Genomic DNA, 18,112 nt, shown 5'->3' on the forward strand with positions numbered 1-18,112 from the left:
AGTTATTTTAACTATCTACTTTCAAACCAAGCTGCTAAATCAGCCATACTAGAAAAATCTAGCAACGCTTCACCCAACTCTTCTAACTCCGCAGTTGATAAATTTTGAATTTGTGCTTGCAATTGCGGATTCACTTCACCTAGACGGCGGTTAAGTTGGCGTAAAATCAGTGTTTATTCTCCTGGCTGTATTCCTTACCTCATGCAACTGGTCACGATTTGCATAACTTTTTCCTCCTGCTGTGGTTCAATACTAGCAAGTTGCTCTTGAAAAGACGGTCATGGTCAATCATAGAAAAATTCAATCCTGGCTACAAACCATTGCAACTTTAATTACTTGACGCGCTTTCATGTCATGAAAAACTTGTTCTAAATCTTTTAGGGGTTGCTTTTCGCTGATGAGTAATTCTAAAGGTAGTTTTCGACTAGCTATCATTGAAAGTGCCGATCGCACATATTCTGGTGTGTTGTGAAATACGCCTTTAAGAGTGAGTTCGCTGTAGTGTAATTGTTCTGTATTGACTGTAATTGTCGTATCTCGTGGACAACCACCAAATAAGTTGACTGTTGCACCAGGACGAGCGCAAGCGATCGCAGTTTCCCATACACTAGGTACACCAGTAGCTTCAATCACCACATCTGCACCCCAGCCTTGGGTAAGTTCTTTCACCACACCAGGAATATCAGGAATTTGATGATAGTTAAAAGTCTGGGCTGCGCCTAGCTTTTGACCAATTTCTAGCCTTTGGTCACTTCCGCCCCAGAGTAATACTTCAACAGTATCAGCCAATGCCGCGACAAACATTAAGCCAATCGCCCCATCTCCCAAAATTACTACTTTATCTTTGGGTTTGATATGGGAACGGGCGACACCATGCAATACACAAGCTAGAGGTTCGGTCATCGCCGCCAATGCAAAAGGCAATTCTTCAGGGAGACGCAATAAATTATGCTGGACGATGGGTGCAGGAATTTTCAGGTATTCTGCAAAGGTGCCATTATTCCAGGTTAAATTCGGGCATAAAGAATACTCTTGGCGTTGACAAAAAAAACATTTCATGCACGGTGCAGAGTTATTGGCAACAACGCGATCGCCCACTCGCCAATTACTCACACCTGCACCCACCGCCACAATTGTGCCTGCGGCTTCATGACCAAACAGCGTGGGTGGTTTCAACATCTTGGCGTGACCTCCACACCGCCAAACCTTCAAATCTGTACCGCAAGTTGTCGCTGCACCCACCTGAATCACGACTTCACCGATTGCTGGTGTGGGGTCAGCTACTTGCTCTAACCGTAAATCTTCCTGGCCATAAAGTAATGCTGCTAACAAGGCTTGTGACCTAATTCAAAAGCTCCACCTGATTTTATCAGGTAAATATTCAGAATTTAGAGGTGCGATCGTTCCACCATTCAACTCTTCAGTAATGCTGCTCTGATTTAACTCAGCACTTCTTTAGTGAACTTCGATTACATTTAGATGTCAAAGCCTTGCTGGCTGGAATAGACTGGTTTTGTGTACCTCTGGCTACATCTTGTCACTGAAGTTAATCAAAATTAATTCTCACAAGACAAAGTTAGCTTTCTGTAAAACACCGATTTCTCAGTGAATCTAATCTTAGAAATCTTTTTCGTAAATAATGTAGTGTCTAGGATGGCGCTATGCCAAGTTCTACTTTAATTTGGCTCTTAGCTGGCTCAGGTTTGTGTTTATTAGAACTGTTTTTACCGTCGGCTTTTGTCGCCTTCATGATGGGTATTAGTGCCTTTGTGGTGGCGCTACTTTCCCAATTGGGTTTGAGTTTATGGCTGCAAGTAGCAATTTGGCTTTTGCTGTCCACAATTTTGATAGTACTATCTCGGCGGTATTTACAACCGCGACGGCGCAAATCAAAAATCCAGGATGCTGTTGTAGCGGAAACCTTAACAGAAATTCCGGCAGGTAAAACTGGACGAGTGCTATATGAAGGCAATTCTTGGCGGGCTAAATGTGATGATGACAAACTTGATATTGCTCCCCATCAACGTGTTTACGTAGTCAGAAGAGAAGGTACTACGTTAATTGTTATGCCAGAAAATTTGTTGCATTCATAGGAAGTGTGAAGTATAAAGGTTAACGCCTAAGATATTTAATAACCAGGAGATTTACAGTGGAACAGTTTTTGTTATTAATTTTTTTAGCCCTTGGTGGTTCTGCGGTGGCTGGTTCTGTAAAAGTGATCAATCAAGGTAATGAAGCTTTGGTAGAAAGATTGGGCAGCTATAATAAAAAGCTCGAACCAGGACTGAATTTTGTTGTGCCTTTTTTAGATAAAATCGTTTATCAACAAACCATCCGCGAAAAAGTTTTAGATATTCCGCCACAAAAATGTATTACCCGTGACAACGTGGGTATTGAAGTAGATGCGGTGGTGTACTGGCGAATAGTTGATATGGAAAAAGCTTGGTACAAAGTTGAAAATCTTCAGTCAGCAATGACCAACTTGGTACTAACTCAAATTCGCTCAGAAATGGGACAACTAGAGTTAGATGAAACCTTTACCGCCCGTTCCCAAATTAATGAAATTTTATTAAGAGATTTAGATATTGCTACCGACCCTTGGGGTGTAAAAGTCACAAGGGTGGAACTGCGAGATATTATTCCTTCCCAAGCGGTACGCGAATCAATGGAATTGCAAATGTCCGCCGAACGCCGCAGACGGGCTGCAATTTTAAATTCTGAAGGTGAACGGGAAGCCGCAGTAAATAGTGCCAGAGGTAAAGCAGAAGCCCAAATTCTCGATGCAGAAGCGCGACAAAAATCATTAGTTTTGCAGGCTGAGGCGGAACAAAAAGCAATCGTCCTCAAAGCCCAAGCCGAACGCCAACAGCAAGTTCTCAAAGCCCAGGCTATTGCAGAATCAGCCGAAATTATCGCTCAAAAAATCAATTCTCAACCCAGTGCTAGTAAAGCTTTAGAAGTTCTATTTGCGTTGGGTTATCTCGATATGGGCGCGACTATCGGTAAAAGCGATAGCAGCAAAGTTATGTTTATCGACCCCCGCACCATTCCCGCAACTTTTGAGGGTATTCGCTCTATAGTGTCTGACACTAAGGTAGATTCTAACGCTTGGTTGGGTAGGGAAATACCTGATGTGAATGGGCAGTAGTCATTGGTGTTATTTTTCGAGTAGCTAGTACAACAAGGCAAAAGGAAAAAGTCAAAAGGAAAAAGAAAGAATATTCAGTGTCAGAGTTTAATAACAAATGACAAAGGACAAATGACTATTGACTAACCTGACACTGATCACACAAACCGAAAAATTCTAAAGTGTGGTAGAAAATTTTAAATTTGTGACTTATTTGTAGTTGGTCTTCCAGGTCGTGAACTGGACATTGATTAATGGGAATTGACGTACCACATTGCAGACAGGTGAGATGGTGTTTGTCTTGCTGCACTAAGCTATAGAGGGCTTCACCGTTAGCTAAAGTCCGAACTTGCACCAAACCTTCGAGTTTTAAAGCTTCCAAGGAACGGTAAACTGTGGCTAAACCCATATTTTGATTGCGATTACGCAGTTCAATATAAATATCTTGGGCGGAAATGCCTTGTTTGACGCTTTTCAGTAGGTTCAAAATCCGCTCTTGACTGCGGGTGCGTATGGCTCTCATAAGCAATTGTGGATATTCGCCACTGTAGTGGAAGCTGTTATACTGGCTATCTGATAAATTAACTTTAACTGTTTCACAATCTTATTTTCACTCAGTTGGAACAGAAAGTTATAGTATAGCGATCGCAGCATTCAGCAAAACAACTGTGCAACGGAAGTATCTAGCCAAAATTCATGTAACGCTTCGTCCTTCAGTCCTAGACCCTGCTGGTGTGGCTGTACAATCTGGTCTCAAGCAAATGGGATACGAAACAGTTGAAAACGTGCGGATTGGTAAGTATATAGAACTTACCATCATCTCTCAAGATGAGACTAAAGCACGGAGAGACTTAGATAACATTTGTGACCAAATGCTAGCCAATCCTGTAATCGAAAATTACCGATTTGATTTAATTGAGGTCGAAACGCAGACGGGAGTGTTTTAGAAGTTAAAAGGTAAAAGTAAAAAGAACTAAATTTTCTGCCTTTTTACTTTTGCCTTTTTAACTTTTACTTGTTCAGATCCAAATGACCAATCACAAATGACCAATGACAAAATTCGGCGTTATTGTTTTTCCAGGGTCTAATTGCGATCGCGATGTTGCTTATGTCACCAGAGACTTGTTAGGTCAACCAACACGCATGGTTTGGCATCAAGACACCGACATAGCTGATTTGGATGTAATTATCATTCCAGGCGGCTTTAGTTACGGTGATTACCTGCGCTGCGGTGCGATCGCTCGATTTTCGCCTGTGATGCAGCAGGTGATTGAACACGCGCAAAAGGGTAAGTTTGTTCTCGGTATTTGTAACGGCTTTCAGGTATTAACTGAAGCCAAGCTGTTACCGGGGGCATTAACGAGAAATCGAGATTTGCATTTTATTTGCGATCGCGTCCCGTTAAAAGTCGAAAATACAAATATTCCTTGGACACAAGCTTACACCAGTCAAAAAACCATCACTCTACCCATTGCCCACGGAGAAGGGCGCTTTTATGCTGATAGAGCCACTTTATCGGCAATAGAAGACAATGGTCAGGTGGTATTCCGCTATGCTGGAGGCAACCCCAATGGTTCACTCAACAACATTGCTGGAATTTGTAATCGCCAAGGCAATGTCTTGGGGATGATGCCACACCCAGAAAGGGCATCCGATAAGATGCTAGGTGATAGTGATGGGTTAAGTTTATTTCAAGGATTGTTAGAAAAAGTCGCTGCTGTAGTGTAGAGTTAGTTGACTTTTTTGGGAATTGTAGCAAGTTGTTGTAGAGACTTTGGATACAAAGTCTCTCTTCTCATTCATAGAATTGGTATCAGCAAATAGCCCTCAAACTGAAGTCTGGGGTTATACAAACTAAACTCCTCCGGGTTCGCCAGTCGCCTGCGGAGGGAAACCCTTCCCTATCGCTGGTCTCACCGCCTGCGCGGATTCAAAATCCCTGATTTGACGTTAGTCCGCCTACGCGGACTTTGTTTTTTAGCCGCGAATTCCATTCGTTGGGGCTAGGTGCTTTCCTACTCCCCATTCCCTTTTTGTATCAACGCACATAGAATTTATCTAATATTTTTGGCAAAATCTAAAATCTCTGTAGCAACTGGCAGAGTATTCGCAGGATTCTCTAATGTATATTCCTGACTCGCTGCAATTATTTATTAGGTGGATACAAGCATTTGATATTCGTATTTTACAAACAGAGGAAGATGTCGAAAAAAAAGTTTATTTTGCCAATGTTTCAATATTTGGGTTATCCAGATTCATATCGGCAGAGTAAGTATAGTTTAACCAAAAATAATTCAGAGAACCCAGCCAAACAACTCAAAAATGCTCAAATTTATTTTACTACCGATGATGTAGTTCGGCAAAATTCCGACACATCATTGATAATTATTATTTATTTAGCACCAAATACACAATATTTTTCTGAAGCTATTACCCAAGCTAAATTTTATAGTACTTATCTCAAACCTATATTTTTCATCATTACCAATGGATACAGTTTCAAAATATTCAAATATTTTCCTTATCATCGAGAAGAACTGATATTTGATGGGATAATTGATACATTGAGAAATAGCCAATTGGCTGAAAATCTTTATTATCAACTTAAATTCGATTTAGTTAAAAAAAATTCCTAAAACTACAGTCAATAATTTTAAACATCCTGAATTCAGCAGCATAGAAAAATATTTAAGACGACATAAAGAGTTTAGCAATATTTTAGAAAAGTCTGAATTTGAACCTGCTTTCAAGCAACAAGGTCGTCACTTGACTGTTGTTAAACCAAAAGTGCTGATAGAGTGTAATTTACCACAGGCTTTTGGCAGAGGTGATTGTGTAATTCAATTCAGTAGCGTGATGCTGAGAGGCTTGAAAATTGCCCTCAACCATCAGCAAATTTTAAGTCAGTTAATGACGGGACTCGGCACTAAGCCTGAATGGGGTTGTCGTCGTTTTTTAAAACAAATAGATGCAGATACTTTTGAAACTTACTTAGGACAAACAACAGTAATTTTATCTGAGTTAGAAGTGGCAGATTTATGTTTATGTGTAGATGTTGTTTGTCAGGAATATCAAAATAAAATCATCGAATTTGAAAATCATTTAGAAACATGGGATTTTAAGTTTGTCGAATTTCTAGATATTAGAGGCTTTCATTTATTTTCTGTAGATGTAAAACTCTGGAAAATCATGCACAATTTTATTAAAAAGTTTAATTACGCTCAAGGTAAGTCAGAATGGCATTTATTTGACCAAGATAATACCTCTATTCGTGTCAGTCGCGGAATTAGGGATCATGCTTTTATTGTGCCGCGTTTCAGTAATGCTTACTCAGCGTTATCTAATAATCAAGTTGATATATTGTACGAAATCAACGATAGCCACATCGCCACATTAGAAAGTAGTAACCTTAATTCTTGGCAAGAAGATATCGGGATAAAAGGCACATGGACAGCTAAGTATACTAAAACTTGGTTAATCGAAAAATATATTCCGCAAGTAATGAGTTATCACTCGCAAAAGTTTCAAGTTTTAGAATTTGACTTAGAGAAAAATATCTTAAATTATCACAGACAGCATACAGCATTTAAAGAAATAAATGATGTTAAACATTTGCTGCCTTATCTGCGGGATATCCAAGCATGGTTACAGGTATATATTGTAAATATTGCAACTACTTGTATACAGCAATATTACCAAGTATTCACCGATTTGGTGAGAAATACCGATGCTGCGATCGCAGGCTTGGATTATATCACAATGAATTTACAAAAAATAATCTGGAAACACCCCTCAGCCGAGATATCTAGAGAAGAAATTTGGAATTTTAAAGATATTATTTATTGCCTAGATACCCAAGTTGCCAAGATAAATAATTGCAAATATATCGCTAGTTGGGAAGCAGATTTAATTACACGAGTGTTGATTTGGATTATCGAAAATGGCAAAATTAATCACTCTCAAAGTCAATTAAATGTAGCCAAACAAGCCTTGTTAACACTATGGGAACAATGTCGCTTTGAAATGCGCCATATCTATCCTTATCGTTAATTACCGTAAGTTTTACGTGGTTTAACTTTTCTTGACGAATCAGCTTTCACAGGAAATAGAAATCACACCTATTCGCCCCTCTAGGCTAGGATCTTAGTACTGCCAGTGCTTTAATACCATGAATGGATCAAACCGATTAAAGTCAGAATCCTTGCCCATCTCTCAGTCAACCGAACACTTCCACTCCCACGATGTGGATCATCATGAGCATGGAGATTCCAGTCATTCTCATGTTCATAGTGAAGAGTCGTTACGCAAAATTGTCAATCGGTTGTCACGCATAGAAGGACATATTCGCGGTATTAAAACAATGGTGCAACAAAGTTCTCCCTGTCCGGATGTATTATTGCAGATTGCCGCAGTTCGAGGCGCATTAGATCGAGTTGCCCGCATAGTCTTAGATGAACACTTAACCGAGTGTATTGCCAGAGCAGCGCAAGACGGCAACATAGATGTTGAAATTGAGCAATTAAAAGCGGCTTTAGATCGATTTATGCCTTAATCTGTCTTTCGCCATTATTCAGGTTAGGCAGAAGCCGAAATTTTAATCTTGTTACAAATCTCAATATATTTTGACTGCCAGAAATTTTCTGTCAGCGAAAATTAATAACTCAATAAAAATTCATCTTTTTGAGTTCAAGTCTCTATCTTAGGGACTTACGCAGTGAGACGAAAAATCAAGGGTTTTGGGAAGGGTGTAAGGGCAAAATCAAGTCAAAAAATTCTCTGACTTTTGACTTCTCCATAAGAATCTACTTATTCAAAACCCTTACACCCCACACCCTTAAACCCAATCATTAGTATGTGAATTACAAGTTATATGTCTTACCGCAGTGCTGCAATTAACAAACAGAACTGCGGTTATTTTTTAAGAAATGATTAATATATACGACTGTGCAAGTTTTCGTAGTGTACGTTAGCGCATATATTTTGCAACAGTTTATACTTCTATGCTCACCGAAACACTTTTCGGCTATTTAGCTATGGACTTATATCAGCATTTTTAAATTAGACTTGCTGGTGATTAATTACATAACTAAATTTACAGTATGAACTATGAGCGTCTGCTGAATTATGCTTGAAGGCCATTGCAGTGAAGCTTTAGAACTTATTTAAGGCAGATAAAACAACCTTTACAAGAAGTTAATTTCACTACAATGGGATTTTTTGTATTGACTATATGGAAGACTAATGTCAGAAAATGTTGACTTTCTCAACATTTCTTTAGATAATTTGAGGGTATGTAGCGTCAAAATGAAATTAGTTCCGTATAGCAAAATACAAAACCCTAGCCACAAGTCTAATCTCTGTCATGTTTGTTTCCCATGATAAGTGGGAATACTATCTACGTATAAATGTGTGAGAACAAATCATGAGTGTGAATACGGTGCCCTCTATCAATTACTACTCTCTAGATGTAATCCAAGACGAAGCACGCCGACTGGTGCAGAAGGGGATGGTTAGCCGACAACAGCCAATATATACACTCTGCCAATACATCCCAGCGAGAGAGTGGGTGTGCGTTGAATGTGAGTTGGAAAAATGCGATTTTCTATTGCGCGATCGCATTGGCGACCTCATCGGTCGTGAACAATGGGACAATGACTAATCAGTCTATGATTTCAGATTTTGGATTGGGAGTATATTTTTTGCATGTTTAACTTGGACACAGAAAAATTTACCGCCCACCTCACTGAAGCTATAGCTATAGTCTCTAGTTTTTTACTACAAATATTCCCTGATCCAGAGTCTTCTATTATTTTTCTTGGCAAATAAAGATTGCAGAACAATTAAAGTTTGATTTAAACAACTTTTCTCAACAGCATTGACGAAATCATAGCCCACAGTGAATTTATCAAGAAAAGTTGTTGCGTAAATCCACTTGCGAGACTGTGAATATTTTATCTAAATTAACTTACCGGAGCGGTGTTTTATCTTTAACTGCTCCGGTAATTTTTTTTTGAGAGACGGAATTTTAACTCTTTAACCCGTAGCAGTCTTATTTGATATGTGAACAAAAGAGACAAGGGAGAGAAATGTTTGTGAATCATTGAGAATTGCTCTGTCACTTGTCAACTGTCACGAGTAGGAAGTAGGGGAGAATATTCTACGGTTTTTACATAGATGTTTCGATATATGAAAAATCGGCAGAACAAGATATTACGCACAAAGATCATCAAAGCATCTCATAAATAACCGTAAAGTTTTTGTTACATACTTATAAACTTTACCACCAAGTTAAATTTTTACCTCAATGTAATTACTGATTTTTTTAGCTTTACTAACTTGGGTAGTACTACCCCGTTTGACTAAAAACGGAGATAAAAGAATATTGTCTACAGCTTTTTCTTCAAATAAGTCAAGCAACATAGTCATAGCCAATTCGCCCATTTCTACCATACGTTGACTGACTGTTGTGAGTGCTGGTGTGATGTAACTGGCAAGCGCAATATTATCAAATCCCACAAGGCTCAAGTCTTGCGGAACGGAAATACCTAGTTCTTTACAAGCTAAAAGAGCGCCGACAGCAACCATATCGTTGTAGCAAAAAATGCCAGTTACGCCAGCCGCTACTAATTGGGGTAGGAGTTGTTTACCGATATCAAAATCGCTGATTGTTTGACTGTCTCGCTGGGGAATGGCTACCCAATCTTGATTTGCTGATAACTTTGCTTGAGATAGCGCCAGATGATATCCTTCTAGGCGTTGTTGGTCTGCTTTGCTACTATCACCTACTCCTATATAGCCAATCCGAGTGTGTCCTAAATCTAGGAGATGTTCTACAGCTACACAGCCGCCTAAGCGATCATCTATGGCAACTGAGTGAAAGGTTTCGTTGTGAGCTTCCGTATCGATGTTAATCAGAACTGTTGGCACAGTAAGTTGGGTTAATCGCTTGTTATGGTTTTTGCCAATGCGCGAGTCAGCGACTAAAATTCCATCTACTCGGCGGTAATGAAAATTCTCAATAGCGGCTATTTCCTGGTCAAAATCTCCATGTGACGCATTTAACAACACATTCAAGCCGGCTTTTCTGGCTACTTGTTCAATTCCTTCTACTAGTTCACCAAAAAAGGGATCGGCGATGGACGTAACAATTACCCCAACGGTATAAGTGCGCTGATTTTGTAAACTTTGGGCGATCGCATTCGGTACGTAGTTCATTTCCTGCGCCAGTTTTTTGATTTCTTCCCGCACTTTGGCGCTAATTAAAGGGCTGTCTCGTAAAGCGCGTGAAACCGTGGAATGAGAAACGCCTGCTTTGCGAGCAATATCTTCAATGGAAATCTTTCGCTTACTCATATTGACCACTGCTGTTGATGAGAAGGACAAAGAACCCAGAATTCAGAATACCGCCTCTGGGAGTTAGGCAAGTTTTTTTATTTTCCCAGATTAAAATCATCGGCTTGCAACCCTGATAGTAAATTCATTGACACAGAAACGATTTGGGCTTCTGGCGGCTGAATTTTGGATTCTGTTTCAGTTACTTAAATAAAATTAACACGATTTTTATGCACAGGTGTGCAAAAATAAAAATCATCACTCATGCACACCTGTGCATAAAACAAATCTACCGAAGAGGCAGAGAAGAAAGTGAATATCTATCGTTAGGAGAACGCAGAAAACAGGAGTTAAACGGCAAAATTAAAAGATGATCTCAGATAAATTAACATTTCTACACATATTTCGAGTTTTACAAACTGTTTTATTAGGATGTAGGTGAATGTGAACAAGAAAGCAATAGCAGCGACTTTATTAAGTATTGTCAGTGGTACTTTAGTTAGCTGCACCAATGTTTCTCCCAACACTGAAGCAAAAAAATGTATCTGATATAAGTACACACAATACTAAATTACGATCTGTTGGTGTATCCCTGGGCGATTTAAGTAATCCTTTCTTCGTCGTTATGGCAAAAGGCGCGGAGACAGAAGCCAAAAAAAATCGGTGGTAATGATGTCAGAGTCACTGTAGTTTCTAGCGGCTATGACTTGAATCAGCAATTTAATCAAATTGAAAACTTCGTCGCTGCGAATACTGACATGATTATTCTCAACGCGGCTGATAGTAAAGGTATTAGACCAGCAGTTGAGCAAGCCAGAAAAGCAGGCAAGATTGTGATTGCGGTAGACACAGGCGTAGACGCAGAGGTAGATGCTACCGTCACCACCAATAACTTGCAAGCCGGAGAAATCAGCTGTCAATATATTGCCGATCGCCTCAAAGGTAAAGGTAATGTCGTTATAGTCAACGGGCCGCCAGTCGCTTCCGTCATTCAGCGAGTTGATGGCTGCTTAAAAGTCTTAGCTAAATATCCCGATATCAAAATCCTTTCTAAAGACCAAAACGCCGAAGGTAGCCGGGATGGTGGACTGAGAGTCATGAGTGACTTGCTAGTAACTTTCCCCAAAATTGATGCTGTTTTTGCCATCAACGACCCCAGTGGCGTGGGAGTAGATTTAGCTGCCAACCAAGCCAAACGCCAAGAATTTTTCATTGTCGGAGTGGATGGTGCGCCAGAAGCAATTGAAGCGATCGCTGCTAACGATAGCCTATATGCTGCCACCGCCACTCAAAATCCTAGAGGGATGACGGCAACCGCAGTGCAAGTTGGCAACGATATTTTAAACGGCAAAAAACCTGCATCACCCAACATTTTGATTCCGGCCAAGTTGATTACGAAAGAGAACGTCAGTACTTCTACTGGTTGGTAGAAGAGGCAGGGGTTTAGGGGTGTAAGGGTGTAAGGGTACAGGGGGAAAATTAATCTTCCTGACTCAGCACTCAGCGAGAAGTTGCGTGCGCGGGTTCCCCGCGTTGAGCAAACTTCGGTGACTCATTACTCAACACTCAGCACTTAATCATCATGACAACAAATATTCAAACTGATTTTCTGCCGATGGCGACAGCCATCCCTGTACTAGAGATGCAGGGGATTGCCAAACGATTTCATGGTGTTCCGGCTTTGCAAGGTGTAAACTTGACCATTTATCCCGGCGAAGTTCACGCCCTGATGGGTGAAAATGGGGCAGGTAAAAGCACATTAATGAAAATTCTCGCTGGGGCTTACATTGCCGATGAAGGAGAGATTCGCATTAATGGTCAATCGGTGAAAATTACCGACCCAGGGACAGCCAGACAAGCGGGTATTAATCTGATTTATCAAGAACTGAATGTTGCACCCAACTTAAGCGTTACCGAAAACATATTTATGGGGAGCGAGTTGCAGAGGGGTCAGTTTTTAGACCGCAAAACGATGGAACTCGAAGCCCAGCAAGTGCTAGATAGTTTGGGAGCGACTTTTACACCACAAACTATTGTTGGCACATTAGCGATCGCCGAACAACAGCAAGTCGAAATCGCCAGGGCGCTGAAAGATAAAAGCCGGATTTTGGTGATGGATGAACCAACAGCCGCCTTATCTGACCGTGAGACGGAACGCTTGTTTGAAGTGATTCGCAAACTCCGCAACGATGGCATTGCCATTATCTATATCAGTCATCGGATGGAAGAAATCTATGCTTTGGCTGACCGCATTAGTGTGTTGCGTGATGGTCAATATATTGGCAGTTTGACTCGTGATGAAATTTCGCCACAACGGTTAGTACAGATGATGGTCGGTCGTTCCATGCAGGACTTTTACGAACATCAAAGACAAAAGAATCCTGGTGGAGTGGTGCTAGAAGTCAGAAATATTACTGATGGACGCAAAATTCAGCCGACGAGTTTTCAACTGCGGGCTGGGGAAATTTTAGGATTATCTGGGTTAGTGGGTGCAGGACGGACAGAGGTATCGCGGTTAATTTTTGGTGCTGACCGCAAAGCTAGTGGAGAAATATTCCTGAATGGCAAAAAACTAGAGATTAATTCGCCCAGTGATGCGATCGCCGCAGGTATTGGCTACGTCCCAGAAGACCGCAAAGACCAAGGTTTATTTCTGGAAATGAGTTCCCGAAAGAATATTGGACTGAATAGACTCAAGCAAGATGCCAACCTTGGCATTGTCAACTGGGGTTCAGTTAATCAGATTGCCACAGAAGCCGTCGAAAACTTCCATATCCGACTAGCTAACTTAGAAATTCGCGCCGTGGATTTATCTGGAGGGAATCAACAAAAACTCCTGCTGGCGCGGTGGTTAGCCATTAACCCCAGAGTATTGATGCTAGATGAACCAACACGCGGCGTAGATATTGGGGCGAAAAGCGAAATTTACCGGATTATTAGCGATTTAGCCGCCCAAGGAGTCGCCATTTTGATGGTGTCTAGTGAATTGCCCGAAATTGTTGGGATGAGCGATCGCGTTTTAGTCATGCGCGAAGGAAAGTTAGTCGGCGAACTCGACGACAGCCCAGGCAAAGAAATCACCCAAGAAAACATTATGCACTATGCAACTGGAGCATCGGAGGTAACAGCATCATGAGTCAAACCTTAAGACCTGTCAACAATAGACCTAACCAAAATTCCGCAGCCAGTCGGCGTAAATCCATCAACAACTTTTTGCAAGTTGCGGGCATTTTACCGATTCTCGTCATCATCTGCATCTTATTTTCCCTGCTGAGTCCCAACTTTTTCACAGCTGGTAACGCCGTCAACATCTTACGTCAGGCATCTATTAATATTGTGCTGGCCACAGGGATGACATTTGTGATTCTCACTGGTGGGATTGACCTTTCTGTTGGTTCTATCTTGGCGGTATCTGCGGTAGTTGCAGTGTTAGTCTCTCTCATCCCTGTATTGGGTTGGTTAGCTGTTCCAGCTGCTTTATTGACAGGATTATGTTTGGGTTTAGTGAATGGTGCATTAATCACCTTTTTGGATGTTCCACCGTTTATTGTCACCTTGGGTTCATTAACAGCCTTACGGGGTGCTGCTTATTTAGTTGCCAATGGCACAACAGTTATTAACCGCAACATTAACTTTGCTTGGGTAGGTAATAGCTACGTCGGCCCTCTGCCTTGGTTAGTTATCCTTGCTTTATTAACTGTGGCTGTGAGTTGGTTTGTACTGAGACAGACAGTTTTAGGTGTGCAAATATACGCTGTTGGTGGTAACGAACGAGCCGCCAGATTAACAGGTATTAAAGTCAATCGTGTGTTGCTGTTTGTTTATGGTGTCAGTGGGTTGCTTGCAGGTTTAGCTGGAGTTATGAGTGCTAGTCGCTTGTACAGTGCTACAGGGATGTTAGGACAAGGTTATGAACTAGATGCGATCGCTGCCGTCATCCTCGGTGGAACCAGCTTTACAGGTGGTATCGGTACAATTGGCGGCACACTCTTGGGTGCATTAATCATTGCCGTTCTTAACAACGGTTTGACCCTGTTGAATATGTCTTACTTCTGGCAACTCGTTGTGAAAGGCTTAGTAATCATTGCCGCAGTCATGATTGATAGACTCCGCAGACGTTCCAGAAGGTAAAAGAAAGCAGGAGGCAGAAAGGGCAAAGGTTTCAACTCTTCTCCTCTCTGCGCCTCCGCGTCTGGGCGTGAATCACTCATGATCTTATTCCCCAACACCAAATACAACCATGACAACTACCACAAATCGTCGTAAATCCAACACATTCTATGTCATTTTAATTGCTGGTGCTGCTGCCCTCGGTGGCTTTTTGTTCGGGTTTGATACCGCCGTAATTAACGGTGCAGTGGCAGCTTTATCTACAGCTTTTAACGCCAATAGTGTACTAACTGGCCTTGCGGTATCCCTGGCATTGTTAGGCTCGGCGATCGGAGCCTTTTATGCTGGCAAAATAGCAGACCGATATGGCCGAGTCAAAGCAATGGTGGTGGCTTCAATTTTCTTTACCATCAGTGCTGTTGGTTCTGGGATTGCCTTTGGCATTTGGGATTTTATTTTTTGGCGGTTATTGGGTGGATTAGCTGTTGGTGCTGCCAGTGTAATTGCCCCGGCTTACATTGCTGAATGTTCTCCTAGTAATTTGCGAGGCAGATTGGGATCTCTGCAACAACTAGCAATTGTCGTCGGCATTTTCATCGCCCTGCTATGTGACTACTTTATAGCAGTATCAGCAGGTTCCGCCGAGTCGCCATTTTTGTTTGGGATAGATGCTTGGCGGTGGATGTTTTGGACAGAAATTCCGCCGGCGGTGTTGTATGGTATGGCTGCTTTAATGATTCCTGAATCACCCCGCTATTTAGTAGCCCAAGGACGAGAACCAGAAGCCGCCAACGTGTTGAATAAAATTATCGGGGGTAACGTCCTCGCCAAAATCGAAGAAATTCGCCAAACAGTGATGCGGGAACGGGAACCGCAATTTTCTGACCTTTTACGCCGGAGTGGCGGACTTCTCCCGATAGTTTGGATTGGTATCGGTATATCTTTACTTCAACAATTCGTCGGTATCAATGTCATCTTTTACTACAGCAGTGTTTTATGGCGGGCTGTTGGCTTTTCTGAAAAAGATTCCCTTAGTATCACAGTAATTACAGGTGCAGTAAATATTATTACTACATTAGTAGCGATCGCCTTCGTCGATAAATTTGGTCGCAAGCCCTTACTAATTCTAGGGTCAATCGGGATGACCATTACCTTGGGAACAATGGCATCAATTTTTGGTACTGCGCCACTAGATGCTGCTGGCAACCCCAGTCTCACAGGCAGTTCAGGTCTTGTTGCGCTTTTAGCTGCCAACCTCTATGTATTTTGTTTCGGCTTCTCCTGGGGGCCAGTCACCTGGGTACTGTTAGGCGAAATGTTTAACAATAAAATTCGCGCCGCAGCACTGTCTGTTGCAGCCGCGATGCAGTGGGTAGCTAATTTTGCTGTTTCCACATCATTTCCTCCCATTCTGCAATATTTCGGCTTGGGTGCAGCCTACGGACTCTATACGACTGCGGCAGCTATCTCGTTATTTTTTGTACTATTTTTTATTAAAGAGACCAAAGGGATGGAATTAGAAGATATGTAATTACACCAGGGAATAGGGAACAGTTTTCAGATTCTCTATTCCCTCCATAGCGGTTCTCACTTCAGTCAGAATAACTAACCGCAGATAAAAGCTTTCACATCAATAACCTGTGCTGTTATTGCATACATACAAATCAGCGATACGAAATATAAAGTTGAGTTTTATAGACGTACACACAAACTCTCCGAAACTCTCCTGAATCAGCGTCCTCTGCGCCTCTGTGGTACCCTGCGGGAAGCCGTTTGCGCGTCTACGTTTCTTCATACTTCTGTCTCATTCCCAAATATCTGAATCGAAATCTCTCAAGCTCAAACACAGCTAGAGGTTTCTAATTTGCTATGCAGATTTTTACTACACCAAACGCCATGTTGAAACATCTTTTGTACAGTTTTTCGCTTTTACTCTTAGCCTCTCCAACAGCCTTAGCAGAACCTATAGATAATAACTTGAATACAGCCAATATCAATGCTCACGCACTGCAAGGACAAGTCACATCAGTGTCTCAATTTTCTGATATACAGCCAACAGATTGGGCATTTATAGCTTTGCAATCATTAGTAGAACGCTACGGTTGTATAGCAGGCTATCCAAATTCTACTTATCGCGGTAATCGTGCCTTAACTCGTTATGAATTTGCAGCTGGATTAAGTGCTTGCTTAGACCATATCAACGAATTAATTGCCACATCTACTAGTGAGCTAGTCAACAAAGAAGACTTAGCAGTATTGCAAAAGTTACAGACAGATTTCGCCACCGAATTAGCCACTTTGCAAGGTCGGATAAATAATTTAGAGGCGCGGACAAACACTCTAGAACAACAGCAATTTTCTACAACTACCAGGTTAAATGCTCAAATTATTACGGCTGTGAGTGATACCTTTGGCAACAAAGTAGGCGGTACAAAAGATGAAACTAACCCATTCTTGGCAACTCGTGGTCGTTTGAATTTAGAAAGTAGTTTTACGGGCAAAGATTTGCTGCGAGTCCGGCTGGAGTTTGGTAACTTTGCGAATAATAATGGTTCTAGCCAAGTTGCTGCTGCTACAGGCACAGGGATGACGCGCTTGAACTTCGATTTTGATAGTAACAATACGCTGTTTGTACCCCACGTTCGTTATTACTTCCCGGTGAGTGATTCCCTCTCCTTTGTAGTTGGCCCTACAGGTATTGGTTATACAGACATTTCAACTACGGTTACACCTCCGACAATTGCTGATGATGGTAATGGGGTTCCTTCTCTATTTGGATCATATAGTCCCATATTCCGCAGAGGTGGCGGTGGGGCAGCCGCTAACTGGAATATTACTCAAGACTTGGTTCTCTCCTTGGGTTACTTAGCCAGCAGTCCGAATACACCATCCGCTAAAAACGGGTTATTTGATGGTGGCTACAATGCCCTAGCTCACTTAGCTTATTACGGTCAACAAGGAGCTATTGGTGTAGCTTACTCTCATGGTTATAGCCCTGGTGGAGTAGTTGATCTCACAGGTGGAACGGGGAGTGTTTTAGCGACTTCTCCTTTTGGTAATAGTATTGCCACTGCTAACAGTATTGTTGGGATGCAAGGATACTATCGGTTTTCCCCAAATTTCCAGGTTCATGCTTGGGGTGGATATATTTGGGCAACTGCCAAGAACTCTGGTTTCAGCGATATTTCTAATGGGCGGGGTGGCACAGATTCTTTGTTCGTCAATAGTGGCGACAATGCGAATGCTTGGTTTGGGGCAATTGGGATGTCGTTTCCAGATGTGGGGGGTAAGGGTAATCTCCCAGGAATTATTTTTGGTTTACCACCGCGAGTTGCTCACAGTGATGTCCGTCAAGAAGGAGATAACGCTTACCACATCGAAGCATTTTATCGCTGGCGACTGAACAACAATATATCTGTGACTCCTGGTTTTTGGGTAATTCTCAACCCAGAAAACAACCGCAATAACGATACTCAACAATATGTAGGAGTGGTTCGTACAACCTTTGATTTTTGAACTATGGCAATCCTTAAATGATGGACA

At 41.6% G+C, this 18,112-nt stretch carries 16 protein-coding genes and 1 pseudogene; 13 read left to right on the forward strand and 4 right to left on the reverse strand.

What is annotated here, in order from left to right; genetic code table 11:
- Window positions 1–11 precede the first annotated feature (11 nt).
- On the reverse strand, window positions 12–170 hold the full coding sequence (locus ACX27_RS35510; protein WP_335337843.1) for a DUF4351 domain-containing protein: 159 nt from the start codon (window positions 168–170) through the stop codon (window positions 12–14).
- A gap of 130 nt (window positions 171–300) precedes the next feature.
- Window positions 301–1,332, reverse strand: a complete 1,032-nt coding sequence (locus ACX27_RS27285) for a zinc-dependent alcohol dehydrogenase (protein ID WP_062297117.1) — start codon at window positions 1,330–1,332, stop codon at window positions 301–303.
- Between the two features lie 329 nt (window positions 1,333–1,661).
- Here ACX27_RS27285 and ACX27_RS27290 point away from each other — a divergent pair, with 329 nt between their 5' ends.
- Window positions 1,662–2,093 carry an NfeD family protein gene (locus tag ACX27_RS27290; RefSeq protein ID WP_062297119.1) on the forward strand — a complete coding sequence of 144 codons (432 nt, stop codon included), beginning with the start codon at window positions 1,662–1,664 and terminating at the stop codon, window positions 2,091–2,093.
- A 56-nt stretch (window positions 2,094–2,149) separates the two neighbouring features.
- Window positions 2,150–3,148: an SPFH domain-containing protein gene (locus tag ACX27_RS27295; protein WP_062297121.1), complete on the forward strand. Its 999-nt coding sequence runs from the start codon at window positions 2,150–2,152 to the stop codon at window positions 3,146–3,148.
- A 115-nt stretch (window positions 3,149–3,263) separates the two neighbouring features.
- Here ACX27_RS27295 and ACX27_RS27300 read toward each other — a convergent pair whose 3' ends face one another.
- Window positions 3,264–3,650 (reverse strand): Fur family transcriptional regulator, encoded by a 387-nt coding sequence (locus ACX27_RS27300; RefSeq protein WP_062297123.1) that lies wholly within the window; start codon window positions 3,648–3,650, stop codon window positions 3,264–3,266.
- A 145-nt stretch (window positions 3,651–3,795) separates the two neighbouring features.
- Between ACX27_RS27300 and purS the strand changes: the two genes are divergently transcribed.
- The 6 genes from purS to ACX27_RS27325 all read left to right on the forward strand — a co-directional run bounded on the left by purS (window position 3,796) and on the right by ACX27_RS27325 (window position 8,786).
- Entirely contained in the window at window positions 3,796–4,074 is a 279-nt protein-coding gene (gene purS, locus ACX27_RS27305) for a phosphoribosylformylglycinamidine synthase subunit PurS (protein WP_062297125.1), read from the forward strand.
- Between the two features lie 103 nt (window positions 4,075–4,177).
- Window positions 4,178–4,855: a phosphoribosylformylglycinamidine synthase subunit PurQ gene (purQ, locus tag ACX27_RS27310; protein ID WP_062297127.1), complete on the forward strand. Its 678-nt coding sequence runs from the start codon at window positions 4,178–4,180 to the stop codon at window positions 4,853–4,855.
- Window positions 4,856–5,328: 473 nt separating this feature from the next.
- Window positions 5,329–5,763 (forward strand): type I restriction enzyme HsdR N-terminal domain-containing protein, encoded by a 435-nt coding sequence (locus ACX27_RS34480; protein WP_235526393.1) that lies wholly within the window; start codon window positions 5,329–5,331, stop codon window positions 5,761–5,763.
- Window positions 5,764–5,893: 130 nt separating this feature from the next.
- The gene (locus ACX27_RS27315) at window positions 5,894–7,177 is read left to right on the forward strand and encodes a hypothetical protein (protein ID WP_235526394.1); all 1,284 of its coding nucleotides are present in this window, start codon (window positions 5,894–5,896) and stop codon (window positions 7,175–7,177) included.
- 118 nt (window positions 7,178–7,295) lie between these two features.
- On the forward strand, window positions 7,296–7,679 hold the full coding sequence (locus ACX27_RS27320) for a metal-sensing transcriptional repressor (RefSeq protein WP_062297129.1): 384 nt from the start codon (window positions 7,296–7,298) through the stop codon (window positions 7,677–7,679).
- 870 nt (window positions 7,680–8,549) lie between these two features.
- Complete coding sequence (locus tag ACX27_RS27325) at window positions 8,550–8,786, forward strand: DUF4327 family protein (protein WP_062297131.1); 237 nt, start codon at window positions 8,550–8,552, stop codon at window positions 8,784–8,786.
- A gap of 629 nt (window positions 8,787–9,415) precedes the next feature.
- Here ACX27_RS27325 and ACX27_RS27330 read toward each other — a convergent pair.
- On the reverse strand, window positions 9,416–10,480 hold the full coding sequence (locus ACX27_RS27330) for a LacI family DNA-binding transcriptional regulator (protein WP_062297133.1): 1,065 nt from the start codon (window positions 10,478–10,480) through the stop codon (window positions 9,416–9,418).
- Window positions 10,481–10,897: 417 nt separating this feature from the next.
- Here ACX27_RS27330 and ACX27_RS27335 point away from each other — a divergent pair.
- From ACX27_RS27335 to ACX27_RS27355, 5 genes and pseudogenes are all read left to right on the forward strand, one after another.
- Window positions 10,898–11,889, forward strand: a pseudogene (locus tag ACX27_RS27335) (ABC transporter substrate-binding protein).
- Between the two features lie 152 nt (window positions 11,890–12,041).
- A complete protein-coding gene (locus ACX27_RS27340) occupies window positions 12,042–13,595 on the forward strand; it encodes a sugar ABC transporter ATP-binding protein (RefSeq protein ID WP_062297134.1) in 1,554 nt (517 codons plus the stop codon).
- Window positions 13,592–14,590, forward strand: coding sequence for an ABC transporter permease subunit (locus ACX27_RS27345; protein ID WP_062297136.1), 999 nt, complete (start codon window positions 13,592–13,594; stop codon window positions 14,588–14,590). Before ACX27_RS27340 ends, ACX27_RS27345 begins: the two co-directional genes overlap by 4 nt.
- Before the next feature lie 109 nt (window positions 14,591–14,699).
- Entirely contained in the window at window positions 14,700–16,100 is a 1,401-nt protein-coding gene (locus ACX27_RS27350) for a sugar porter family MFS transporter (protein WP_062297138.1), read from the forward strand.
- A 365-nt stretch (window positions 16,101–16,465) separates the two neighbouring features.
- Window positions 16,466–18,085, forward strand: coding sequence for an iron uptake porin (locus ACX27_RS27355; RefSeq protein WP_062298604.1), 1,620 nt, complete (start codon window positions 16,466–16,468; stop codon window positions 18,083–18,085).
- The last annotated feature ends 27 nt before the right edge of the window (window positions 18,086–18,112 follow it).

The sequence above is a fragment of the Nostoc piscinale CENA21 genome, assembly GCF_001298445.1.
Classification (GTDB): Bacteria; Cyanobacteriota; Cyanobacteriia; order Cyanobacteriales; family Nostocaceae; genus Nostoc_B; species Nostoc_B piscinale_A.

Coding starts and splice junctions, on each gene's coding strand:
- ACX27_RS27355 (WP_062298604.1), top strand. CDS start 16,466: ATGTTGAAACATCTTTTGTACAGTTTTTCGCTTTTACTCTTAGCCTCT.
- purQ (WP_062297127.1), top strand. CDS start 4,178: ATGACAAAATTCGGCGTTATTGTTTTTCCAGGGTCTAATTGCGATCGC.
- ACX27_RS27340 (WP_062297134.1), top strand. CDS start 12,042: ATGACAACAAATATTCAAACTGATTTTCTGCCGATGGCGACAGCCATC.
- ACX27_RS27330 (WP_062297133.1), bottom strand. CDS start 10,480: ATGAGTAAGCGAAAGATTTCCATTGAAGATATTGCTCGCAAAGCAGGC.
- ACX27_RS27350 (WP_062297138.1), top strand. CDS start 14,700: ATGACAACTACCACAAATCGTCGTAAATCCAACACATTCTATGTCATT.
- ACX27_RS27300 (WP_062297123.1), bottom strand. CDS start 3,650: ATGAGAGCCATACGCACCCGCAGTCAAGAGCGGATTTTGAACCTACTG.
- ACX27_RS27290 (WP_062297119.1), top strand. CDS start 1,662: ATGCCAAGTTCTACTTTAATTTGGCTCTTAGCTGGCTCAGGTTTGTGT.
- ACX27_RS34480 (WP_235526393.1), top strand. CDS start 5,329: ATGTCGAAAAAAAAGTTTATTTTGCCAATGTTTCAATATTTGGGTTAT.
- ACX27_RS27345 (WP_062297136.1), top strand. CDS start 13,592: ATGAGTCAAACCTTAAGACCTGTCAACAATAGACCTAACCAAAATTCC.
- ACX27_RS27320 (WP_062297129.1), top strand. CDS start 7,296: ATGAATGGATCAAACCGATTAAAGTCAGAATCCTTGCCCATCTCTCAG.
- ACX27_RS27325 (WP_062297131.1), top strand. CDS start 8,550: ATGAGTGTGAATACGGTGCCCTCTATCAATTACTACTCTCTAGATGTA.